Annotated in this window: 10 protein-coding genes; 1 reads left to right on the top strand and 9 read right to left on the bottom strand. The window is 67.0% G+C overall.

Annotated elements, in window-relative coordinates; all coding sequences use genetic code 11:
* Window positions 1-110 precede the first annotated feature (110 nt).
* A complete protein-coding gene (locus OH491_RS06895; protein WP_068771739.1) occupies window positions 111-4133 on the top strand; it encodes a hypothetical protein in 4023 nt (1340 codons plus the stop codon).
* 652 nt (window positions 4134-4785) lie between these two features.
* Here OH491_RS06895 and OH491_RS06890 read toward each other — a convergent pair.
* The 9 genes from OH491_RS06890 to OH491_RS06850 all read right to left on the bottom strand — a co-directional run bounded on the left by OH491_RS06890 (window position 4786) and on the right by OH491_RS06850 (window position 24407).
* The gene (locus OH491_RS06890; protein WP_068771740.1) at window positions 4786-7425 is read right to left on the bottom strand and encodes a hypothetical protein; all 2640 of its coding nucleotides are present in this window, start codon (window positions 7423-7425) and stop codon (window positions 4786-4788) included.
* Between the two features lie 29 nt (window positions 7426-7454).
* Window positions 7455-11516: an autotransporter outer membrane beta-barrel domain-containing protein gene (locus OH491_RS06885; protein ID WP_068771741.1), complete on the bottom strand. Its 4062-nt coding sequence runs from the start codon at window positions 11514-11516 to the stop codon at window positions 7455-7457.
* 173 nt (window positions 11517-11689) lie between these two features.
* Entirely contained in the window at window positions 11690-17689 is a 6000-nt protein-coding gene (locus OH491_RS06880) for an InlB B-repeat-containing protein (protein WP_068771742.1), read from the bottom strand.
* A gap of 222 nt (window positions 17690-17911) precedes the next feature.
* The gene (locus tag OH491_RS06875) at window positions 17912-19183 is read right to left on the bottom strand and encodes a hypothetical protein (protein ID WP_334319519.1); all 1272 of its coding nucleotides are present in this window, start codon (window positions 19181-19183) and stop codon (window positions 17912-17914) included.
* A gap of 138 nt (window positions 19184-19321) precedes the next feature.
* Entirely contained in the window at window positions 19322-20404 is a 1083-nt protein-coding gene (locus tag OH491_RS06870) for a LacI family DNA-binding transcriptional regulator (protein ID WP_068771743.1), read from the bottom strand.
* Between the two features lie 189 nt (window positions 20405-20593).
* Window positions 20594-21619: a uroporphyrinogen decarboxylase family protein gene (locus OH491_RS06865; RefSeq protein ID WP_068771744.1), complete on the bottom strand. Its 1026-nt coding sequence runs from the start codon at window positions 21617-21619 to the stop codon at window positions 20594-20596.
* Window positions 21620-21692: 73 nt separating this feature from the next.
* On the bottom strand, window positions 21693-22142 hold the full coding sequence (locus OH491_RS06860) for a prolyl oligopeptidase family serine peptidase (RefSeq protein WP_334319520.1): 450 nt from the start codon (window positions 22140-22142) through the stop codon (window positions 21693-21695).
* Window positions 22143-22353: 211 nt separating this feature from the next.
* Window positions 22354-23358, bottom strand: coding sequence for a Gfo/Idh/MocA family protein (locus OH491_RS06855; RefSeq protein WP_068771746.1), 1005 nt, complete (start codon window positions 23356-23358; stop codon window positions 22354-22356).
* Window positions 23355-24407: a Gfo/Idh/MocA family protein gene (locus OH491_RS06850; RefSeq protein WP_068771747.1), complete on the bottom strand. Its 1053-nt coding sequence runs from the start codon at window positions 24405-24407 to the stop codon at window positions 23355-23357. Before OH491_RS06850 ends, OH491_RS06855 begins: the two co-directional genes overlap by 4 nt.
* Window position 24408: the final 1 nt, after the last annotated feature.

Raw genomic sequence — 24408 nt, 5'->3', positions numbered from 1 at the left:
AACAGAAGCATCGAATGGGTTAACGTTTCAGCACCCGCGGCGTTGCCCAGGACAGGCCGGCGTCGTGTCATGCCGCCCGGCGCGACAACCCTCATCACCCTGTTCCCATCATGAAAAAAATCCCCGATCGCATCACACACACTGCCGTTCGCCTGCTGCTGGCGCTGGCGGCCACCATCCTTGTCACCGCGCGGACCGAGGCACAGACCTCGGCCAACCTCATCTCCAACCCCGGCTTTGAGCAGTCCCTCACGCCGTGGGTTTACGACGCGGCGAACTACGGCGGCGCGGGCGACGCCGCGGTGCGCGACCCGCAGAATCCCCGCTCCGGCCAATACTCGCTGAGCGCCGGAGCGGGGCATGTCGCCTATCGCAGCCTGGGTGTGCGCGCGGACACCTCGGTGGAACTGCGTTTCTGGGCGCGCGGCGATACCGAGGGTGTGCCGGTCACCATCCTGCTCCGGCAGTCGAGCCCGGGCGACCGCGTCCTTTTGCGCATGGAGATGATTTTCACGGAGGAGTGGCGCGAGTATGTTTTCCGCACCTCGCTGCCGGCGGACCTCGCCGCCGGGGCGCAGGTCTATCTCGGCTTCTGGCTGCACGCGCCGGGCAGATATTGGATTGATGATGTCTCGCTCGCGGAGCTGCCGGCGGCCGAGGGAGGCGGGATGCCGTCGCTCAACCCCATCCGCAACCAGTCTTTCGAGGCCGGCGCCGACGGCTGGACGGCGTCGATCCGCACGCCCGAATTCGGCACCGGCTGGAGCACGGGCGAGACCGGCAACGGCTATCCCTCGCAGCCCGGCGCGAAGCTTGAATCGATCGAGGCGGCGGACGCCCCGCACGGCAAACGCCATCTGTCCGTCGAGGTGAAGGCCGGCAATTGGGGCTGGCTGACCAGCGCCTACTTCCCGGCGCGCTACGGGCATCCCGCGGCGCTCACTTTCTGGGCGCGTTGCAGCACCGCCCGCTCGCTCACGGCGGGCGTGGCCGGCGGGAAAAACAGCGACATCCTGCTCCAGTCGCAGCCGCTGGTGCTGTCCACCATCTGGCAAAAATACACGGTGCCGCTCACGCTCAAGCCGGCCGCCGACGGCGTCTATGTGGTCAGGATTCAGCTTGGCAGCGGCAGGTTCGACTTCGACGATTTTGCGTTCGTGGAAACCGCGCAGACCAGCCCCGTGGCCAACCCGCCCGCGCATGCCATCCAGCCCGGCTCCGGCGCGCCCGCGGGCAACCTTTACGCGCCCGGCGACACGGCGGCGTTCAAGCTCGTCGCCGCCGGCGAGCAGCCCTCCTCGACGCTGGCGTTCCAAGTCGCCGCGGTGGATTTTCTCGGACGCAAAATCGATGAGCAAAACGTGTCCGTCGCCATCGGAGCGGACGGCCTCGGCGAATCCGCGTTCACCATGCAGACCACGACCCTCGGCGCGTTTCGCATCGAGGCCCGCCGAGCCGGCGCGGAGACCGTGCTGGCCGAGCAACTCTACAGCGTGCTCCCCGAACTCGACGCGCCGGGCAGCCGGCCCGATTCATTTTTCGGGGCGCACATCGACCTCACGCCTTACAACCTCGAAATCGCGCGCCGCGGCGGCTTCCGCTGGCTGCGACTCTACCCGCCGATGACCACCAAGTGGATGGCAGTCGAGCCGGCGCAAGGGCAGTGGCGCTTCAACACCACCGAGCTTGCCGCGGCCAAGTCCGCCGGTTTCAGCATCCTCGGCAGCTTCGACACCGCGCCCGACTGGGCCGCCGACATCAACACCGCGCCCGGCGCGGTCGCCAACCGCTGGAGCAACTCATATCCGCCGGCGGATATCAACCAGTGGAAAACCTACGTCACGCGCGCCTTCACCGAATTCTCGCCCCACGTCGATGCCTGGGAACTCTGGAATGAGCCCGATGGCGGCTACCTCCAAGTCAAGCCCGGCCAGCAAAAGGATGCTGTCATCCGCACGCTCCTCGATGCCACCCACGAGGCCCTCGCCGCCACGGGCAGGCCGTTCACGCTGGTCGGCCCCGCCGTCTCCGAAATCAACGCCCAACTCGGCTGGCAGGTTCTCGACGCTGGCGCGGGCGCGAAACTCGACGCTTTCTCTTTCCACTTCTACAGCACCGCCGCCGCCGGCGCCATTCCCGGCTCCGCACAGGCACTGGAACTCCTCGCCCGCTACCAGACTCACACCAACCGCTTCGGCCAATCCCTCCCGCTATGGCACACCGAGGGCGGCCCTTGGCTGTCCGGCGGGCAAAGCTGGCTCGCCACCAGCCGCATGCCCGCCTCCAGTTCCATGACACCCCCGCAGGCCGCCGCCGCCATCGTGCGCACCGCCCTCTTTTTCAAGGCCAACGGCGTGCTCCGGCACTTCCTCTATGTCGTCGCCGCCAGCGAAACCGGGCGCGACATCCAGGCCGACGGCACCTCGGCCTGCGTCGATGTCACCGGCATTCCCGGCCCCGGCCTCGCCGCGCACGCCGCCATGGTCTCGCTCACCGAGGACGCCGCGCCCGCGGCCAACGGCTTTGAGACAAAAACCGTCGGCGAATCCATCCTCTCCGTCCTCCACTTCACGAAAGCCTCCGGCGACGTTGATGTGTATTGGTCAACCAAGCCGGTCGCCCTCACCGATGTCACCGCCCTCCGCGCCGGCGACGTGGTTCGCGACATGATGAGCAACACCGTCCCCGCCACCACCGCCATGATCGGCGAGTTTCCGCTCTATATCCTGCGCGCGTCCGACAACGCCGTGAACCTCCCCGCGACCACCACCGTCATCGAGGGTGACACCATCACCTTCAACGCACCCGCCGCCGGCGAGCCCGCCCCGACGATTCATTGGGAATACCACGACGGCGCCGAATGGCGCGCCATCGACTCGAGCGCGCCATTCGCCCACCAAATCACCAACGGCGGCGCCACGCTCACGCTGCCCGGCGTCACCCCCGATCTCGCCCGCCTGCAATTCCGTTACGTCGCCACCATTGGCACGCTTCCGCCCGTGCCCGGCAACGTCGCCGCCATCATTGTCTCGCGCCTCTACCAGCCCGGCGTCCGCGCCCTCGCCGTGGACGCCACCGGCGCCATCTACATCGCCAATACCGCGCAAAACACCATCGACCTCATCGACCCCGCCGGCTTGGCGACAGTTCTCGCCGGCGACCCCGGCGGCGCCGCCGGCTGGCTCGACGCCACCGGCACCGCCGCGCGCTTCAGGCAACCCGGCGGCCTCGCCATTCGCTCCGGCACCGCCTATGTGGCCGACACCGGCAACAACGTCATTCGCGCCGTCGAAATCTCCACCGGCAAGGTCACCACGCTCGCCGGCAACGCAAGCGCCCCGGCCGCCGATGCCGCCGCTGACGGTGCCGGTGCCGCCGCCCGCCTCAAGTCGCCCGCCGGCCTCGCCATCGACGACAGCGGCCACCTCTTTGTCGCCGACTCGAAAAGCCACACCGTGCGCGCCATCACGCCCGACGGCGCCGTCACCACCATCGCGGGCTGGCGCGACGAGCCCGGCGCCGATGCCGGCCACCTCGACACGCCGCTCGACATCACTTGGGGCGGCGACGGCGCGCTCTACGTGGCCGACACCGGCAACAACGCCATTCGCAAAATCACCCCCGGCGCGCAACCCGGCTCGGGTTTCGCCATGACGGTGCTCTCCGCCGCGGGCTACGCCTCGCCGTCCGGCGTGGCCTGGCTGGACGGTGTCGTCCATGTGGCGGACACCGGCAACTCGGTCATCCGTTCCGTCCCGGTCGACGGCGCCATGCGCACGCTCGCGGGCGCCGTGGGCATATCCGGCACGGCCGACGGTCCCACGGGCGCGAGCACCCGCTTTAGCGCCCCCCGCGACATCGTCGCCGGTCCGGACGGCGCGCTCTATGTGGCCGACACCGGCAACAAGACCGTCCGCATCATCACGGACGCCGCCATCGGAAGCACCGAGACTCCCCTGCTCCTCACCACCGTCGCCCCAAGCGGCACCAACACCGGCACGACAAGCCCCCCCGGCGACAATAACGATGGAAACAATGGTGGCGGAGGAGGCGCGGCCTCGCCGTGGTTCCTGGCGGCGCTCGCCACCCTCGCGTTGCTCGCAAAACAGACCCGTGGAAGAAGTGGCAAGTGATCAGGTAACAAGCGGCGGGTGATGCCGGCGTCCCGAAGGAGCCGGCTCTCCGCCGATGGAAAGAGATGGCCGCCATGTCGTCATTTTGCCAAACCTATTTATAGTATTTTCTCTCAACTTTGGCCCTACCGGACGTTGCCGCGCCAATGTTAAATGAAAACATTATATTATACCAATTCCCGATGAAAAATATCCTTTCGCAGGAGCTCGGCCCTCCATTTGTCCAATTATCATTGGGAATTGGTATTATCATTTTATTGGAGTGCGGTGACACGATCCCATGATATCTGGTAATCCGTGTCATGCCGCCAAGAAAGCCCGGCGGGCTTCAGTCTTGCAGCCCACGGTTGCCCGGGTCCGCGAAGGCTGCCTTCGTATTCGATTATCAAATACATGAACCCCTCTGGCGTCGGGTCCGCGCAAGCCGGCAAACCGGATGAATGCGAAATCCCCGTGCCGTATATCCAAGAATACGCGTTATGGGATGGCAGGGCGAAGCGGCGCGCCGCTTTGAGTGATTCGCAAACTTGTCCCGCATGGAAAAACGGCGTCGCCGGGCGGCGCCCCCTGTCGCCGCACTCCAAAAAACGACTTCGTTTGCGCTAGCGAACAGGTCTGTCAAAAGGCCGCCCGCTCCCTTGGAATGCCGGCGTTACTCCGCCGCGCCTGCCGCGCGGCGGATGTAGAGGGGCAATTCGCCAATGGTCGCGGTCGCGAGTTTGTCGGACGCGATAAGGTTGCCCATCAGGTCGAGCACCTCGTCACCCTCGCGCAGGTTGACCGCGCGGGCAAAGGGCAGCGGCGCAGCCGACCAATAGACGTCCAGGGCGCGGCCATCGGGCTGTGCGAAGCGCGCGATGGAGACCAGCCCGCCGTCCATCTCCCTTGTCTCGAAGCCGCGCGACGCGGCGTCTTCGGTGAGCGCGACCATCGCGGCGTGCGCGGCGACGCCAAGGCTGGGCACGCCGGTGACCTCGGTGTAGCCGGTGCATTCGTCGGTCTGCGTGTTGCGGCCCGTCTCGACGGCATGGGCGGCGAAGCCGATGTAGCGTTTCACGCCCTCCGACTTGAAAAAGAGCGCGGCGCGCACCATCGAGGCGGCGCCTTGTGCGGGTTTCATCGAGCTCGACGGCGGGATGCGGTAGGTTTCAAGCCAGCTATGTCCTCCCGAGATGTAAACGCCTCCCTCGGATTGCCAGAGGGGCATCGGCTCGCCGGCGTGGTTTTTGTGCGAGCGGTAGCGCGCGAGCATTTGTTTCAGGAAACCGGACTCGGGACTGGTGGAGGTGAAATTGTAATAATGAAACGAGAGCGCGTCCATCTTCGCGCCGCCGCCGCGTTCCAGGATTTTGAAGGCGAGGTCGGCCTCGATGCGGGAGACGGCGGGCGCGAGCAGCAGGTAGGGTTTGCCGGTGGCGTCGAGCGCCTCGCGCGTGGCGCCGAGCAGCGAGAGCATGACATCGTCTTTTTTCAGGTTCGGCCTGACCTGCATGTAACCGCCGTCGGGCTCGTTCCAGAGTTCCCATGCGCTGATGTAGGGCGAGAGAGTCTCGAAGGCGCGGGTGACGTAGTTTTTCCACGCGGCCATGTCGGCGGGCGGGTAGGCGCGGTTCCAACGGTTTTTGACGGGACTCTTGGAATCAGTGTCGGCGGCCCAGTCGGGCGCGGTGTCGAAGCTGCCGAGGATTTGGAAGCCGGCGGCCTTGGCGCGCTCGAGGTCCCCGGTCTTGAAACGCCACTGGCCGGGCTTGGGCTCGAGCACCATCCACTTGGTGAGCAAGGGCGGGTAGAGCCGCAGCCAGCGGAAGCCGGCGCGGCGGGCGACTTCGAGGTTGTAGGGCGTGAGGTCAACGTGGTTGCCGAAAAACGAGTCAGGACGCTCGGCGGGCGGCGGCAGATCGGGGAGCACGGTGTAGATCTGCTCGGCATCCACGTCCGTCTCGGGCGCATCGGCCTTGCGCACTTTTATGCGAAACGCGCCGTATTTCGATGTGGGCGCGGCGAACTCCATGCCCGCGGTGCCGTCGGCGTCGGTGGTCACATTGATGCGTCCGCCCGAGACGCGCCTGTCCTGCCAGTCCACCACGGTCAACCGGTAGGAGCATTGGGTTTGGGGTTTCTCGTCGGTGACGACGAGGCGGAACACAGCTTTGTCGCCGCGCGAGAACATGTTTCCCTCCGGACCCTCGGGCGCGGCTTGCACGGACATCGACGGCGGGTGGAGCACCGGCTCCGGCTGGCCGGTCTCGACCAGCGAAAAGTCGTCGAACTGGTAAACGCCGGGCTGCGTAATCTGGAGCTTGACCACATACAGCCCGCCGATGGAGGGCTTGAGCAGGACGGGCACCGTGTGTTTCTGCCACTTGTTCGATGTGTATTGGCGCTCGGACTCGAAGAACACGCCCTGGTTTTTTCCGCCCGCGATCCCGGCGAAGAACGAGTGCGGCACGTCGGTGCGGCACCAGAAGACGAGGTTGCTTTTCCGTCCGTATCGGGCCTGGAAATACGCGCTGGTGACCAAGGCCTGGCCGCCCGGCTGCACCACGAAGGACAGGTGGCGGCGTCCGTGCGGCAGTTTTTCCCCGGTCATCGAGAGCAGCCTGGAATCCTGCGAGGGGTAGGCGTTGCCGCTTTCCTGCTGCCACTCCCAGGTGTCGTTGAACTCGGGTTTGCGGATCATCGCCGTCCAGCCGTCCGTGCCGGCCTCGAAGGAGGGGTTGCGGATGGGATTGACGGACGGGGGCTCGCCGCCCTCGGCGGCGGGCAACTCGCGCAGGGAGATGTCGTCGAGCCAGTAGCCGCCGGGCGCGTGCAGCCAGAAACCAAGATAGATGCTGGCGTTGGCCGGGGTGTCCGCCGGTATGAGCGCGCGGAAAACATACTCCTGCCACTGTTCGCCAAACGCCTGCTCGGTGCGGAAGATCACGCGGTCGGTCGGCTCCCACTGGCGCATGATGATGGTGACGGGCGCGGTGTTGACCACGCCGCGCGCCCAGAAGCGCAGTTCGACGGCGGTGCCCTTGCGCACGGGGATTTTCTTGTGCGTGAAATGCCCCTCGCCGTTCCACACGCTTTGTTTTCCCGAATGCGGGTTGTCGGTGACGAGTTTTGCGCGGCCCTCCGGCTTGCCGTAGTAGGAATCGTCCCAGCCCCACGGGGCGTAGTCGGGCGCCTCGAAGCTTGGGTTGGGGAGCAGGTTCGGCCCCGCCTCGTCGTCCGCGCGCAGGAGAGCGGGCGAGAGTGCGAGCAGGGCGGCGAGAAAACACGCGGGTGAAAATGGTCGGCCTTTCATGGTGGGAAATGGGACTGGCACGGCGCGGCTCACCAGGTGCGGCGGATGCCGATGCACACCGCCCAGGGGCGCCGGTAGCCGTCGGCCTTGTTGTATTCATAATCAAGATACATGATCGTGCGTTCGTCCACCATCAACGTCACGCCGGCGCCGGCCTCGAAACGCCAGCCGGAAAAATCGGGCTCGTATTCGTAGGGCGTGACGTGGATCGTGCCGCCGTCCGTCGTGTGGCTGACCCCGGCGACGCGCGCGTAGGGCTGCCAGCGTCCGAAGTCGGCGCCGGCGCGGAGCTGCCCGCGCAGTTGCAGCGAGGTGGAGTCGTCCACGCGGATGCGCATGGACCTGCCCGTGGTGCTGGTGGCGGTGTATTCGCCGCTGTCGAACCAGGCGAGCGCGGCCTGCGCGGAGGGTTCGAGCCAGAGGCGTCTTTTTACGAAGCGGCGGCCAAGCTCGACGGAGCCGCCGAGGGCGCTGCTGGCGTAGTCGCCGCGCGTGATGCGGCGGTCGTCGTTGCTCGCGTCGATGGTGTTTTCATAGCGGTGGTATTTCGCGACGGCGTCCAGATACCAGCCGTTTTTGGCCAGCCAGGAGGCGTAAAGGCCGCCGCCGATGCCGTCGGAGTCGCTCTTGCTGTCGTTGGCGGCGTGGTCGCGGCTTGAGCGGGTCATGGTGGCGAAGCCGCCGACGAGCAGCGAGGCATTGCCCAGGGCAAAGGCGCGGTCAACGCCCGCGGAAATGTCGTAGGAGGTCTGGTCAAAGGCGGCGCCGACGACATTCGGTTCGATTTCCACGCGATAGACGCTGGTGCGGAACCAGACGTCGCCCATCGCCCCCTTCATCTCGCCGCTGCCGGCGATGAGGCCGGTGGGGGAGACGGCGCTGCGCACCTCGCCCATGCGCATGCGCAGGCTGTCGAGGCTGTAGTGCCAGTCCATGCCGAGCGCGCCGGCGGTGACGAGGATGACGTCGGCGGAGGCGCTGTTGCCGGCGAAGACGAGGTTCACGTTGCCGCCGTTCTGGCGGGCCTCGTAGGCGTTCATGCCGTCCTCGGAGACGATGGTGTTGGAGGAGAAGGTCGCGTCGCCGCCGGCAAAGGTGACGAGCGGGATGTCCACGTCGCGCGGCGAGCCGGGGTCGCCGATGGCGGTGATGTCGAGGTAGTGCCGGCCGTCGGCCTGGCCGGTGATAACGAGGCGGCTGTTGGCGTCGCCGCCGTTGAGGTCGATTTCCATGCCGATGGTACCGGAGCCGGCGAGCGAGGCGGCGGTGAGGACGGCGCCTCGGGCGCGGAACTGGATCGCGCCATTGTTGCGCAGGCCGGCGACGGACTGGTTGCCGGCGAGGGCGAGGAGGCCGCCGGGGGCGATGTCCCAGTTCGTGGCCGCGCCGAGCACGCCGGCGGCGGCGGCGTGGAGCCTGCCGGCGAGCCTGATCGTGCCGGAGCCGGAGAGCTGGCCGGCGGCTCCGGCGAGCACGAGCTCGCCGCCGGTGGCACTGGAGAAGTCGAGATCGTGGGCGCCAAGGTTGATGCCGCGGGAGGTGGCGAAGCTGCCGGTGGCGACGAGGCGGGCGTGGCCGGCGAGGACGAGGGTGTTGGAGGCCTGGCCAAGCGCCTCGTCGTGGGCGAGCGCGAGCGCGCCGCCCTCCAGCAGGATCACATCGCCGGCGAAGGTGCTTGTGCCGCTGAGCCCGGTGAGGCCCGTGCCGGTGATGACGAGGCCGCCGTTGCCGCTGATGGCGCCGGCGAGGGTGAGCGCGGCGCCGGTGTTTTCCACGGTGAGGGAGCGCACGGCGCCGGGCGCGAAGACGATGTCCGAGGCGAGCGTGCTGGCGACGGTGCCCGAGGCTTGGAGCGTGCCGCCGGCGGCGAGGAGGTTGATGGCCGCGCCCGCGCCGACGCCGAGCTGGCTGCCGCTGGTGATGGCGATGACGCCGGCGTGCCAGTCGATGCCGTTCTCAAATGTGTTGGCGCCGGCGTTGGCGAAGGAGAGTTTGCCGGCGCCGTCCTTCACGAGTTTGCCGATGCCGGGGCCGCCGGGGGCGACGATGCCGCCGCCGATGGAGGAGTCCGAGGCGCGCACGCCGCCGCTGCCGGCGAAGGCATAGTCGAGAGTGCCGGTGACGAGCATGGCGCTCACGTCGAGGCGGGAGCCCTCGATGGTGACGTCCTGGCGGTCCGCGGTGTCGTCGAAGGTGATGTGGTCGCCGATTGCGGCGGTGGCGGCAATGGCGCCGATCCTCCAGTTTTCCGTGGTGAGGTCCCAGCTCGCGCCGGTGGAGCCGGTCCAGGTGACGTAGTTGCTCACGACGCCGGGCAGGGTGACCAGCACGCTTTTCTGGTCGGCGGAGAGTTGCACGGAGCCGGAGACGCGCGCCGCGCCGGCGCCGCCGACGATGTTGCCCTGGTAGCGGAGCGTGCCGCTGAACGCGCCGGCGGGGATCACGCCGGCCTCGTAGCGGAACACGGTGAACGTGCCGCTGGCCGCCGCGATGGACCAGAGGTCGATGATGCCGTCGCCGTTGAAGGTCGCCGTGTCGTGGATGACGGTGCGGCCGGACTGGTTGCCGGGGTAAACGTCGGCGCGGATGGTGGCGCTGTTGAGCGTGGCCGCGCCGTGGAGGTGGAGTTGCGAGGTGCCGGTGGCGTAGAGGATGCCGGAGAGGGCGAGCGCGTCGGCCTTGATGGAGCCGCTGCCGGCGGTGGCGTAGGTGCCGAGGACGGCGCCCGGCGAGAGCGAGAGGCTTCTGCCCGCGGCGGCCGTGTCGAGGAGCGCGCCGTTGTTCACGAGGAGCGCGCCGGCGGCGACGGCGGCGTTGCCGCGCCAGACGCTGGTGCCGCTGAACACGACGGAGCCGGCGCCGGTCTTGGAGATCGAACTGGCGTCGGCGCTGTTGGAATGAACGGGGTCGAGAAACAGCACGTCGCGCGCGCCGGTGATGTTTAGGGCGTTGCCGCCGGCGCTGTTGGCGTAGAGTGCGTTGGGCGTGCGCGCGGCGCCATGCTTGTTGCCTTGGAAAACGATGTCGCCCTGCGCGGCGTCGAGGTTCAACGGCGCGCCGCCGTTGTTCATGAAGATGGCGCCGCCGCTGCCCGCGGCGGTATTGTTCTCGAAGTGGATGCCCGCCGGGCTGTTTGCCGTAATGTGATGCGGAACGCTGCCCAACCAAAGCGCGCCACCATCAACGGTGGCGGTGTTGTTTTCGATGCGGATGCCTGCCGCTCCGTTCGCCGTGATGGACATGTCGAGGGCCGCGTAAAACGCGGCACCGCTGGCCGCGGTGTTGCTGGTGACGAGGAACTCCCCTGAGACAGAGGGGTTGACGACGAGCGTGCCGTTGGCACCCAGCGCGCCGCCACCGCCGCCCCGGCTCACATTTCCGCGCATGTGGATCGCACCGTAGGTTCCCGAAACCGCGACGGTGCCGCCCTGCGCATAGATGGCGCCGCCGGAGTAGGGTGAAGTGTTATTGGCGAGCAAGAAGGTGTCCGCCACCACTGTGTCGATGATGATGTTTCCCGATTCCGCATACAATGCGCCGGCGCGCCCGCTGGCGTTGTTGCCCGTGATCCGAAGACTGCCCTGCGAGCCGGTGATGGTGATGCCGGTGTGCCCGTAAATCGCGCCGCCGTGGGAGGACGCGGTGTTGTTGGCAAGCTCGGCCATGCCATTGCCAGCGAGCATGAGGTTCACCGTTCCGGCGGAAGATTTGATGGCCGAGCCCTCGCCGCGGGTGATGGTAATGCTGGAAAGCGCGAGATTGATGTCGCCGGTATTCGCAAACGCGCCCACACCGGTCCTCCCCATGATAGTGACGTGCTCCGCGCCGCCGGGGTTGAGCACGTAGAGGTTCGACGTGAGCGTGATAACGGACTGGAGCGGATTGTTCAGCCCGTCGCCCGTGAACGACACCGTGCCGCCGCCCGCGAGGGTGTTCAGCTGGTCGCGCAGCGTCGTGCCGGAGGAGACGGTCACCTCGGCGGCGCGGGCGGGCGGGGCGGCGGTCAGGAAGCAGAGCGCGAATCCCGCCAGCGACGCGGCGAACGGGCGGCGCAGGGACGGGCGGACGCAGGGTTTGTTTTTCGAGGTCATGGGAATCGGGGGGGATTGAGGTTTTTATTTGTCGGGAGATTGCGGGGCCATTCCGGAATGATGCCGGATCGCACGCGGGACGCGCGCGATCCCGGGAATATATCCGGCTCCGCGTGGCATCATGACCGGAACTGTTCCAAAAGCAGTCATCGAAACCTCCGGGGGAGGACGCCCTAGGCGGCGGCTCCGCGCCGTGTTTTCACGGCGCGCAGCAGGGCGAGCGCGGCGAGGAGGGCGAGGACAGGCAGCGAAGGCGCACCGCCGCCGGAGCCGCCGCTGTTGGGGTCGGGATTGCCGGCCTGCTCGATGGTCACGGTGGCGGCGGCGCCGTCCGCGCCGGTGGCGGTCACCGTAAGTGTCGCGGCGCGCAGGGCGCCGCCGGGCATGTTCGCGTCATAGTCCACCGTGATGGTCCCGCTGTCGCCGTCGTTCACGATGGAGGCGATGCGCGCCCAGCGGGCGATGCCGGCGGAGATCTCCGCCGACCACGGCATGGAGCCGCCGCCGGTATTGGTCACGGTGAAGACCAGCGTGCCGGGCGCGACGCCGACGCTTTGCGTGGCGGACGGGGAGAGCGAGAGCACGGGAGGACGGCTCTCCGGGATGGCGGAGGCGATGCGCAGGCCGGTGCCGGGGCTGTCGTTGTAGGGCTCGATGGAGAAGCGCGCGGCGGAGCGGGCGTCGACGGCGGCGTCGTCCCAGCCGCCGCCGCGGGTCACGCGCTTGGTGCCGGTGGCGGCGCCGAGCGGATCGGTCGCCGCCGCCGTGGCGAGGCTGCCATACCAGTCGAGGCAGTATTCGCGCGCGTTGCCGTGCATGTCGTAGAGGCCCCAGGCATTGGGCAGGTAGGAGCCGGCGGCGGTGTGCCTGGCGGCGGAACCGCCCTGGCCGTCGTCCTGGTTCAGCGAGTAGCGGCCGAGCGCGTCGAGGCCGGCGTCGGCCCTGGGGGTGGTCGAGAGGTTTTGGCCGCTGTTGAGCGCGGTGGTGGCGCCGGCGCGGGCGGCGTGCTCCCATTGGGCCTCGGTGGGCAGGTCGAGGGGCAGGCCGGTTTTGGCGCGGAGTTTGCCGATGAACGAGTCCGCGTCCACGGCGTCGTTGTCCGGCCAGCCGGCACCGGCGGCGCCGCCGCGGATGCTTTCATACGACACGCCTTCGACGGGGCGCGTGTCGCCGGCGTGGTAGGAGGGGTTGGCGCCCATGACGAGCTGCCATTGCCTCTGGGTGATTTCAAAAACGCCGATGTAATAGGCGGCGGTGAACGTGACGTTGTGACGGGGCTCGTCGGGGGAGCGGCCAAGCTCGGTGTCGGGCGAGCCCATCTGGAAGGCGCCGGACTGGACACGGCGCAGCCAGAGCTCGGTGGTGCGGCAGTCGGCGTTGATGGCAATGTCACCGGGCGGGGTCGCGCCGGTGCGCACGGGGTAGCCGGCCGCGGCGGGGCCGCCGGAGAGGTCGATCACGAGGTAATCGGCGGCGGCGGCGGTCGGGGCCGCGATCCACTTGGCGTGGAGGGTGTGGCTGGCGGCGCCGGCGGGCACGGCGGTGATCGGGGCGACTTGCGTGCCGCCGCCGTCCGGGGCCGTCCACCAGCCGGCGAAGAGGCTGCCGCTCTTCGAGGGGGCGGGCAGCGGGCCATAAATCTGGCCGGGGGTCACGGGCTTGGTCATGACGTTGATCATGCCGCCCTGCGCGTCGAAGGTGACGGTGGTGCCGGCGGGCGGCGGAACCGGGGTCCACTGAGCGTAGAGCGTGTGGGCGCCGGCGGGCACGGTGGTGGAGGCGATGACTTGCGAGCCGCCGCCGCCGGGGGCGGTGAACCAGCCGCCGAAGAGGTTGTCGGCCTTGACGGGGATGGGCAGCGCGCCGTAGGCGGCGCCGACGGTCGCGGTCATGCTTGGAGGCGTGACGCTGCCGCCCTGGGGATCGAAGGTCACGGTGACGGTGGTGGCGGGCGGGATCGCGGTCCACTGGGCGTAGAGGGTGTGGTTGGTTGCCGTGGCCACGGTGGTGGTGGCCTCGATCTTCGTGCCGCCGGTGTCGGCGGTGAACCAGCCGTTGAAGGTGTGGTCGGTTTTGGACGGCACGGGCAGCGTGCCGTAGGCCGAGCCGACGGTCGCGGGCTGGGAGGCCGGCGAGACGGAGCCGCCCTGCGCGTCGAAGGTCACGGTGACAACCTGCGGGTTTTGCGTCCACTTGGCGTAGAGGGTGTGGTCGGAGGAGTTGCCCACGATGGTGGTCTCGATGACTTGCGTGCCGGTGCCGCCGGTTTGCGTCCACCAGCCGCCGAAGGTGTTGTTGGCCTTGGTGGGCACGGGCAGCGCGCCGTAGGCGGTGCCGGGGGTCACGGTCAGGGTCGGCGGCGAGACGGTGCCGCCGTCCGTGTCGAGGGTGACGGTGACGGGGCTGGCGCTGCCGCCGGGGAGCACGACCTGCACGGTTTTCGAATCGGCGGAAAGCTGCACGGCGGCGCCGTTGAGGGTGTAGGGCGCGCCTTGGTAGAGGAGCGTGGCGCTGAATGCGCCGGCGGGGATCACGCCGGCCTCGTAGCGGAGCACGTTAAACGTGCCGCTGGTCGCCGCCATGTTCTGAAGGTCAACGGTGCCCGTGCCGGCGAAGGTCGCGGTGTTGTCGATGACGGTCAGGCCGGACTGGTCGCCGGCGTGGGTGTCGGCGAAAAGGGTGATGCTGTTCAGCGTGGACGAGCCGGCGAGGTGGAGCTGCGAGGCGCTGCCGGTGGCGTAAAGGATGCCGGAGAGGGCGAGGGCATCGGCCTTGATGGTGCCGCTGCCGGCGGTGGCGTAGGTGCCGAGGATGGCGCCGGGGGCGAGCGTGAGGCTGCGCCCGGCGGCGGCGGTGTCGAGGAGCGCACCGTCGTTGACCAAGAGCGCGCCCGCGCTGACGGCCGTGTTGCCGCGCCAAGTGTTGCTGCCGCTGAAGAGGACGGAGCCGTCGCCGGTCTTGCTGATCGAGCCGGCGTCGGCGCTGGGCGAATAAACGGGGTCGAAAAACAGCACGTTGTGGCTGCCGCTGATGTTGAGCGGGTTGCCGCCGGAGCTATTGGCGCGGATGGCGTTGGGCGTTCCGGAGGCACCGCCCTGCTTGTTGCCTTGGAAAACAATGTCGCCCGCGACGGCGTTGAGGTTCAGCGGCGCGCCGCCGTTGTTCATGTAGATGGCGCCGCCGTTGCCGGTGGCTGTGTTATTTGTGATCTGGATGCCCGCCGGGCTGTTTGCCGTGATGTGATGCGTCGCGTTGGCCAGATAGAACGCGCCGCCGTTGCCCGCGGTGTTGCTCGTGACGATGATGCCCGCCGGGCCGTTTGCCGTCAGGAGCAGGGGGCCGTTGGAATAGGTCACGCCGCCGCCGCCCGAGACACTGTTGCTTGTGATGAGGAAGGTGTCGGTGACATGGGGATTGATGACGATCGCATTGTCGCCCCCGATCACGCTGTTGGATTTGCTCTTGTTTCCTTGAATGACAATCGATCCGTAGGTGCCCGACAGGACAAAGGTGCCGGTGCTCGCATAGGCCGCGCCACCGACGGCGGTGGCGCTGTTGTTCTCAAACGAAAGGGTGCCGGTGATGGAGGTGTTGATGGTGAGGTTCCCACCGTTCACATACATCGCGCTGCCGCGACTGTTGGCAAAGTTGCCGGTGAACAGGAGATTGTCCTGGGTGCCGGTGATGCTGATGCCGGTCGCGCCGTAGATCGCGCCGCCGTGACTCGTGGCGGGGCCGTTGTTAAGGAACTCCACCGCTGCGCCGGGGGCGGCGAGCGTGATGTTCACGGCGCCGGCGGTGGAGGCGATGGCCATGTCCACGCCTCTGGTGATGGTAATGTTGGAGAGCGTGAGGTTGATGTCGCCGGTGTTGTCAAACGCGCGCACGGTGTTGTTGCCAGAAATGGTGACGTGCTGCGCGCCGCCGGGGTTGAGTGCGTAGGTGTTCGAGGTGAGCGTGACGGCGGACGCCAGCACGCTGTTCAGGCCGTCGCCCGTGAAATTCACCGAGCCGCCGCCCGTGAGGGTGTTCATTTGGTCGCGCAGCGTGTCGGTCGCGGTGACGGTGACGCCGGGGCCGGAGGGCGGCGTGTATGGCGTCCACTTGGCGTAAAGCGTGTGGTCGGTGGCGGCCGCGGCCACGGTGGTGGATGCGGTGACTTGCGAGCCGGCGCCGCCGGCGCTCGTCCACCAGCCGCCGAAGGTGTCGGTGCCCTTGGCCGGCGTGGGCAGCGGGCCGTAGGGCGAGCCGGGGGTTGCGGACTTGGTGGCCGGCGAGACGGAGCCGCCTTGTGGATCGAAGGTCACGGTGACGTTGACGGGGCCGCCTCCGCCACCAGTGCCGGTGAGAACCACCTGCACGTTTTTCGAGTCGGCGGAGAGCTGCACGGTCGCGCCGCCGGTGGTATAGGGGACGCCTCCGCTGAGAAGAGTGGGGCTGAACGCACCGCCGGGGATCGTGCCGTTCGCGAGGCTGAACACGTTGAACGTGCCGCTGCTCGACCCGATGGACGGGATGTCAATGGTGCCCGTGCCGATGAAGATCGCGGTGTCGTCGATGACAACCTGGCCGGACTGGTTGCCGGTGGAGAGTCCGGCGCGGATGGTGATGTTGTTCAGCGTGGCCGAGCCGGCGAGATGGAGTTGAGAGGTGCCGGCGGCGTCGAGGATGCCGGAGAGGTCGAGGGCCTCGGCCTTGACCGCGCCGCTGCCCGTGGCAGCGTAGGTGCCGATGATGGCGCCGGGCTGGAGGACGAGGCTTTGGCCCGCGGCGGTCATGTCAAGAAGCGCGCCGTTGTTGACCAGCAGCGCGCCCTGGCCGATGGAGCCGGAGCCGAGCAAGGAGCTGCTGCCGCTGAAAAGGACGGAGCCGGCGCCGGTTTTGAGGAGGGCGGACCCGATCGCGATGCCCGAGCCTGCCGGCACGCCGGTGGGCGCGCCCTTGGAGGAGTTGACAGGGTCGAAAAACAGCACGTCGTGGTCTCCTTTGATGATGAGTATGGCCCCGCCGCCGCCGTTGGAGAAAATGGCGTTGGGCTCCGCCGAGGCAGCGTGCCTGTTGCCCTGAAAGACGATGTTTCCCTCCTTGGCGTCGAAGGTCAGGGCCACATTGCTGTTGTTGATATATATGGCTCCGCCGTTGCCCTTGGCGGTGTTGTTCTTGATTTGGATGCCGGCCGGCGAGTTTGCCGTGAGGGTGGAAGGGTTGCCACCCAGCCAGAACACCCCGCCCGCCGCGTCGGCGAAATTGTTTTCGATGAGGATACCCGCCGGCCCATTCGCGGTGAGGTTCAGCGCGCCAATCTGCGCGAAAACCATGCCGCCGCCGCCCCTGATGGAGTTGCTTGTGACGAGAAATGTCTCGGAAACGAAGGGATTGATGACGACTCCGCCATTGGCATTGGTTCCCAGCACGCTGTTGGAATTGCCCTTGTTGCCCTGTATGATGATTGAGCCATAGGTGCCCGAAAGCGTGACGCTTCCACTGTTGGTGAACACCGCCATTCCGGCTCCGGTGGAGCTGTTGTTTGCAAGTGAGAATGTGCCCGTGATCACCGTGTTGATGGTGATGTGTCCTGTTTCCACAAACAGCGCGCCGCCGCGACTGTTGGCATAGTTGCCCGTGAAGAGGAGATTGCCCTGTGATCCGGTAATGCCGATGCCGGTCGCGCCGTAGATCGCGCCACCGTTGGCGGTGGCAGGGCCGTTGTTGAGGAACTCGGTCGTTGTCGTGCTGTCGCCCGCCAGTTTTATGCTCACGGCGCCCGCGGAGGAGTTGACTGCCATGTTCACGCCCTTGGTGATGGTGATGTTGGAAAGCGTGAGGTCGATGTCGCCGGTGTTCTCAAACACGCGCACGGCGTTGTTCCCCGTGATCGTCACGTGCTGCGCGCCGCCGGGATTAAGCACGTAGGGATCTGACGTGAGCGTGATGGAGGATGCGAGCACGCTGTTCACGCCCTCGCCGGTGAACGACACGGTGCCGCCGTTTGTGAGCGTGCCCATCTGCGCGCCCAGCGACGTGGTTGAGGAGACAGTCACCCCGGCGGCCCGCGCGGCCGGCGCGGCAAGCGGGTGAAGCAAAAACGCGAGTCCTGACACCAGCGCGGCAAACATGGAGGGCGCGAGGCGCGGAAGCGAACGAACGGACGGGTGGTGGTTTTTTGGGATCATGGGTGACGGGTGGTTGAAAAATTTTTGACGACGGCAAATGCAGGAAAATGCGATGCAATTGCGGAGGAACGGTGTTTCTTGGGATGCGACTGGCTGGTGGGGGCGGGTTTGCGTTGAACGACGCGACATATGCGTGGATCCGCGCACGTCGGCAATCGCCGCAATGCTGAAACGTTAAACACACACACACGCAATGAAAGGAACTGGAGCGTTGGCCCCAACTCACGAAGTCCGGGCGACCAGCGCATCCACGGAAACGAACGCGACATCCGCCCTGCCGTTCACCGTCGTCGTGTAGCAGACAAGCCTGTCCGACAGGCAGAACTGGGGATGCGGATGGACGTGATACCGCATGAATTCGCGCGGGAGATCCGGCATGTGCGAGACGATGTCTATCGTCCGGCCCGTCCTGACATTGACAAAGGTCACGCGCCTGTCCTCCGGCTGGTCCGGCGGCAGGCTGTCCAGCACGAGCAAGGTCCCGTCCGCGTTCGCGTGCGCGTGGGAGACCGTCCGGTGCGGCCAGACCAGCTCCGGAACCTCGGAGCCGAGCCGGACGCGCTCCACCCCGGTTTCGTAATGGACATACCAGACATGCCGTCCGTCGGCGCCCCAGAAGTGATGTCCATGCATAGCCCGGCAATCGGTGGCAACGGCGGGTTTTTTAATCAATTCGCCGTGGGAGGGTTTCCTGACAACCGCGCGCCCGCTCGGGATCGGATCCGGGAAAACGGGCCGCGCCCTGCCCCCGCGGCGAATCAACCGCAGGGGATTGTCGCTGTCCGATATGGCGCCGGTGAGCGGATGCACCGACGCGCTCTCGCACAGCAACTGGAGGTCGGGATCCGCCGGGCTGAACAGTGAATGGTTATGGCAATGCCCCGACTTCTGCCAGATGACCACCGGGCCGCCATCGACCGGTGCGTGCCCCACGAACCACTGGCGGCCAAACTCCGCGTCAATGTTCAAATCCTTTCCGTCGGCGGAAAAGCTCAGGTGAGTTGCCAGACGCCACGGACGGCGGTTGCGCGCCACGCTTTCGGGAAACCGGTTGACCAGAACCGGCGCCTTTTCCGCTTGCGGGCCGCGCCTCCAGATTTCCAGCCCCGCGCACCAATAGGTCTCGCCGGTCCGGGGATCGACCATCGGGGAGGCATCGGTGAATGCGGTCTCAGGAAAATGAGTCACCCGGTTTTTCCAAAAATCGGCCACAGCCAGCGAACGGCCCTGGTTGGCGCTGCCTGCCGGCGGGAAAAAACAATAGAACCAGTAATAACGCCCGTCGGCGGAGATGCTCGGATTGCAAAAATAGAAACTCTGCTGCTGCGGCGCGACCCGCGCCGAAAGCAGCCGGCTCTCGACGCCCGACACCGGGTCTTCCCATCCGGCAAGCAAGGGCGAGCCCAAGGGCCCAAAATTCATCATCGGGCCGCTCGCATTGGCGGCGCCGGAGTCGCAGGCCTCCAAAACGGACGGCGGGAGGTGGGTTTGCATTGGACGGCGCGGATTGATGCGCGCCGCGCGGCACGCAGGCAACCGCGGGCGTGTTGAAACGTTAAGCGCGGACGCGGAGATAGAATGCCATTTCTCTCCGCATGAAAAAAGCGTGCCGCCCCTTCGCGGGCGGCGGGGTCATCTCGCGGCGCGGACACCGCTTTGCAAACGGGTGTTGCGTTTGAGCCACCCGGCGTGCCACCCGTTCCAGTCGTCGATCCAGCGGAACTCGGTAAGGGTGGTTTGCGGGTGCTCGGGCAGGCCGAGTTCGTTGCGCGTCAACAACGCCACGAGATGACTGCACGCGTGCCTGCCCACGAGGTAGGACGCCTGGTCGATGCCGCACGAACGCGCGTCGGCGTGGTGGATGTTCATGTTGCAGTAGCGCACGCCTTGGGGCGCGCGCAAGCCGGTGGCCTGTTCGTATTCGCGGGGAAAGTCGCAGCCGGCGCTGATAACCGCGTCGGGACGCGAGGCGCGCAGCCAGGCGCGGATGTTGTTTTCCCCGGAGGAAAGTTCATAGATGGGGAGCCGGGATTTTTGCGGCAGGCGGTGCTGGAAATACAGGAAGGCCGACTGCCAGAGGTGCAGCACCTTGGTGTCGTCGCTGACGCTCAGGCAAAGCCCGATGCGTTTGCAGCCCGACCGGGCGAGCGTCTCCGTGGCCTCCAGCATGGCGCGGTAATAGTCCGTCGTCACGCGGTCCACCTCGGGATTGGCCAGCGAGTAGCCGCAGGCGACGGTGGCGAAGTGCTGCCAGTCGAGCGAGAGCGTGGCTCCCGGATCGCGAAAGGCGCTCGTGATCAGGCCGCGTATGCCGCAATTGCGGAGCGTGCGGCCGAGTCCCGCCTGCGTCAGGCCCGGTGCCCGCAGATGGAAAACCTCCATGCGGTAGCCAAGCTCCCCGGCGCGGTCCGCCGCGCCCAGATAGTAGTCGGCCTGCGAATACGACACCCAGCCGGCGAGCTGCGCATTGTCACTGAGAAACGCCAGTGTCTCCTGGTATTTCACGGTCTTGCTGTTGCGCAGGTGCCACATGAGCCGCGAGATTTGCGGATCGGGCTTGTAACCGAGTTTCTTCGCGGCCACCTGCACGCGCTTGCGCGTCTGGAGGCTGATGCGCGGGTGGTTGCGCAAGCCCATCGAGGCGGTGGCCAGCGATACGCCAGCCTCTCGGGCGACTTTCACCAGGGTGGCGCGATCATCGGGGGCGGAGGGCATGGCGCAGAGTGATTGAAAAAGACATGCAGGAGTCCAACGCAAAAATCGAGAGGGGAATTTTTGATTTTTGATTGGATGCAGCCGTTCTGTTTTCGCATTCACGACCGTGCGGTGACGCGCAATCGTTTCGAGGCCGAGGGCCTGCAGTCCGCCAGATCGAGAATCGGGAATCAAAAATTCCCGCGTTCTTTATGCTTCGCGCGCGATGTCCTCCCAGCTCTGAAAAACCTGGCGCACGTTTTCCGGCCTGGCGCCGGGGCCGAACTCGCATTGGGCGATGCAGCCGCCGCCAGCCCACAGGGTGTCGCGCACGCGGCGCACCGCCGCGTCTATGCCGGCAGGCGTCCCGTGCGGCAGCATCTGCTGGCGGTCGATCTCGCCCCAGAAGGAGATTTTCCCGCGAAACGGCGCGAGCCTGTCGAGGCCGATGCAGAAAATCTGGGAGTTGATCGCGTCCAGCCCGAGTTCGACGAGGTGCGGGTAGATGGCGAGGTTCATGCCGTCGGAGTGCATGAAGATTTTTTTCCCGCGGCCGCGCGCGATGGCGATGTAGTCGCGGTAAAGGGGCTTGAAAATTTCCTCCCACAGCCGGGGGTTGATGAGGAGGTTTTGCTGCGAGCCCCAGTCGTCCATCATCATCAGGCCGTCCACATCGGTCTTCGCCCATCGCTCCAGAAGGTCACAGTAGAAGGCGTGCATTTTTTCCAAAAACGCGGACAGGCCGGCGGGGCGCGTGACGAGGTCCATGTAAAGCTCGGGCGAGCCGCGCAGGAATTGCAGTTGCTCGAAAGGGCGCGGGCAGCAGTCGCCCATCACGAACTTGTCCGTCGAGGCGCAGAAACGGTTGACGGCGTCGCGGTCGAACGTGAGCCATTCGACGGGGAAGTGGACGCGGCTGGTGTCGTCCCATCCGTCGTCGCCGGGCGCGACGAGGGGATGCTTGACCTCGCCGATGACGCCGCGCTGGGCGTTGGTGAAGACGGCGCCCCAGGCGTCCGTGGAATCGCCGATTTCGTAGGGGTCGCCCTTGTTGAGGGGCGGCGTGGCGAACACCGACGGCGCGGTGACGATGTCCGCCGGAAAATCCTCGCGGAGGGATTTCACCTCGGCGGGAAAGCGCTTTTCCGCCCACGGGAGGAACCATATCTGGCGCGGGGCGCGCCTGGTTTTGTTGGAAAATTCCAAGGTGCGTTTGACGAGTTCGCGGGAGGTCATGCGGATGGGGGGAAATGAGGGAAGAGGCGATGCGGAGGAGGACGGGTGGGGCGGCGCGATAACTGGAAACGTGTCACCGAGGCTGCCGCGCGTGCTTCAACAGCCATGCGTAGAGCCGCGGGTTTTCGTAGGTGCGCGTCCATGAGTCGTGCCCGGCATCGGGGTAGATGGTGAAGCGCGGCCTGGCGCCGAGCTTGCGCAGCGCGCGCACCATGTCGGCGGAAGCGGAAAGCGGCACGACCCTGTCCTTCGCGCCGTGAAACGCCCAGACGGGCAGGTGTCTTATGCGATGCGCGAGCAGCGGGTTGCCGCGTCCGCAAATCGGCGCAATGGCCGCGAAGCGGCGCGGCTGGTCGAGCGCAAGCTGCCACGTGCCGAAGCCGCCCATGCTGATGCCGGTCGCGTAAACGCGGTCCTTGTCAACGCGATGGCGCCGCTCGATTTCGTCGAGCAGCGCGATGAGCGGCGCGCTCGCCCACCAGCCCTCGGCGGGGCATTGCGGCGAGACGGCGATGAAGGGCAAACCGGGGCGGGCCTCCGCGATTTTCGGGATGCCGTGCCGCTTGAGGAGTTCGAGGTCGTTCCCGCGCTCGCCCGCGCCGTGCAGGAAGAGGATCAGCGGCCAGCGTTTTCCAGCGGCGCGCCCGCCCTGGTCGTAACCGGGCGGCAGGTGCAGCAGGTAGCGGCACGCCGCGCGGACGGTGATTTTCTTCGCAAATGTTTTTTTGCCTGGCTCATGGGGATTGTGGGGATTGTTTGGCGCGGATGACCCAGCGCGTCGGGCTTAGCTCTTCCTCGGACGAAAGCGGCATGGCGCCGCGCCCGCGAATTTGGGCGAGAAATGTATCCAGATACTCGATACCAGGCTGCGAGGTGTCCAGCGGCCCCAGGTCGCGGTCGCCCACCACTAGGCGCGTGTGAGCACCGCCCTGGGTTGACTCGACCATGCCTTTTTCGCCAAGGATGCGCAGCGTCTCGTAGCCCCACTCGCCGGTGCCCTTCGGGTTGAGGTAGTTCGCCGCGATGCCCGCCACGCCCCCCGATGCGAGGCCGAGCATCAGGCACGCCGCGATGCGCGAGCCGCCGCCCGCGACCGGGTTGCCCGCGCGGGTCTCAATCGCGCCGGCGGAGACGATGCGCTCGCAGGCCACATGCTCGACAAAGCGCAGCGCGTGGATGGCGCACTGGCGGATGAGCCCGCCGTCGATGTCCTCATCCTGCGGGCGGGCGTCGTGCCACGGGTAGGACTTTTCAGCGACCACCTGCACGACGCGCCCGAGGATCCCCGAGAGGACGATGCGGCGCATCTCAAGATACGGCTGGAGAAACGCCGTGCCGGCCATTTCGCGAAACACCCTGCCGTTTTCGCGCGCCGCGTCCAGAATCGCATCAAGCTCCGGCTCGCTGAAGGCGCACGGTTTTTCCGCGTAAACATGTTTGCCCGCGCGCAGGGCGCGGATGGCGTCGAGCGCCTGGTCGCGGCGGCGCGGCGAGCACAGCGACACCAGCTCCACGCGCGGGTCGGCGAGCAGATCGTCGAGGTTGGCGCACACGCGCGCGCCGTCGCGCGCACGCAGGCCGGGCGGCAGTTTTTCCGGAGGAAACCCGGCCACGGCACAAAGCCGCGCCATGTCGCGCCGCGCCGCGAGCAACCCGTGAATCTGGTGGCCGTTCGCGCCGTAAAGCGCGACGCCGACGGGCTGCGGGACAAAATCCGGCGCCGGAGCATTTGTATTCATGGCAGGAATACACGCTCCGTCGCTCCCGAGCGTTCGGCGCGCGCCATCGCCGCGACCACCGCGGTCGCGTTCACGATTTCATCGACGGGCATTTCGATTTTTCGCCGTCCGGTGACGGCATCGTGAAATGCCTGCCATTCGTAGCTGCCCGACGGCTCCCCGGACTCCCAGTTCTCGACGACAACCTCCGGGCCGTCCTTCGTCACAGTGGAGCGCACGAGCCGCAAGTGCGTGCGCTGCTCGGCTTTTCCGTAGCCGGCGGGGAGGATGTTGCGGGTGATCGTGCCGCGCTCGTAGTGCAGCGTGAGCGCGTTCGCATAGTGCTGGCCGTCGTCCACGCAAAAGCTCGCGTGCACGCTGCCGATCGCGCCGCTGGCGAAGAACAGGCCGAGCTGCGCGTTGTCGGGCGTCGGGCGCCCGGTGCGGATGCGGCTGGTCATCACGTTCACGGCGCTGACCGGGCCGAAGAGTCGCAGCAGGTCGTTGAGCGTGTAGATGCCGATTCGAAAAACGGGCGCGGCGGGGCAGAGCGCGGGATCGTCGAGCCAGCGCCCGTCGGCTTTTTCGTGGTAGGTGGTGAGATTTTCGCCGTGACAACCAACGGGGCGGCCGAGGTCGTGCTCGCGCCGCCACTGGAGGATTTGCGCGATGTAGCGCGGCGGCTCCGGCGGAGGCGAGTTGACATGGATGACGCGGCCCAGCGCGCGCGCTTCCTCAAGCACGCTGCGCGCGGCGGCGGGATCGAGTTCAAAGGGCTTGGTCGTCATCACGTCCTTGCCGGCGCGGATGATGCGGCGCAGCAACTCCGCGCGCCCCGCCGGGCCGCTGAAGAGGCCGATCACGGGCACATCGCGGTCGGCGAGCAAATCGTCGAGGCCGGTGTAGGCTTTCACGCGGTGGCGCGCGGAGAATTCCGCGCGCCGTCGCGCGTCCGTGTCGCACACGGCGGCGACCGTGAAGAGGCGCGATGCGGGGCCGGACGCAAGCGTGCCGGCGATGTGAGCGCCCCAGCCGAGGCCGACAAAACCGATGTTCAATGGCGCGTTCATT

This window comes from Termitidicoccus mucosus, from assembly GCF_038725785.1.
GTDB lineage: Bacteria > Verrucomicrobiota > Verrucomicrobiia > Opitutales > Opitutaceae > Termitidicoccus > Termitidicoccus mucosus.
This window is presented reverse-complemented; position numbering and strand designations above follow the sequence as displayed.

Coding starts and splice junctions, on each gene's coding strand:
- OH491_RS06895 (WP_068771739.1), top strand. CDS start 111: ATGAAAAAAATCCCCGATCGCATCACACACACTGCCGTTCGCCTGCTG.
- OH491_RS06890 (WP_068771740.1), bottom strand. CDS start 7,425: ATGAAAGGCCGACCATTTTCACCCGCGTGTTTTCTCGCCGCCCTGCTC.
- OH491_RS06885 (WP_068771741.1), bottom strand. CDS start 11,516: ATGACCTCGAAAAACAAACCCTGCGTCCGCCCGTCCCTGCGCCGCCCG.
- OH491_RS06880 (WP_068771742.1), bottom strand. CDS start 17,689: ATGATCCCAAAAAACCACCACCCGTCCGTTCGTTCGCTTCCGCGCCTC.
- OH491_RS06875 (WP_334319519.1), bottom strand. CDS start 19,183: ATGCAAACCCACCTCCCGCCGTCCGTTTTGGAGGCCTGCGACTCCGGC.
- OH491_RS06870 (WP_068771743.1), bottom strand. CDS start 20,404: ATGCCCTCCGCCCCCGATGATCGCGCCACCCTGGTGAAAGTCGCCCGA.
- OH491_RS06865 (WP_068771744.1), bottom strand. CDS start 21,619: ATGACCTCCCGCGAACTCGTCAAACGCACCTTGGAATTTTCCAACAAA.
- OH491_RS06855 (WP_068771746.1), bottom strand. CDS start 23,358: ATGAATACAAATGCTCCGGCGCCGGATTTTGTCCCGCAGCCCGTCGGC.
- OH491_RS06850 (WP_068771747.1), bottom strand. CDS start 24,407: ATGAACGCGCCATTGAACATCGGTTTTGTCGGCCTCGGCTGGGGCGCT.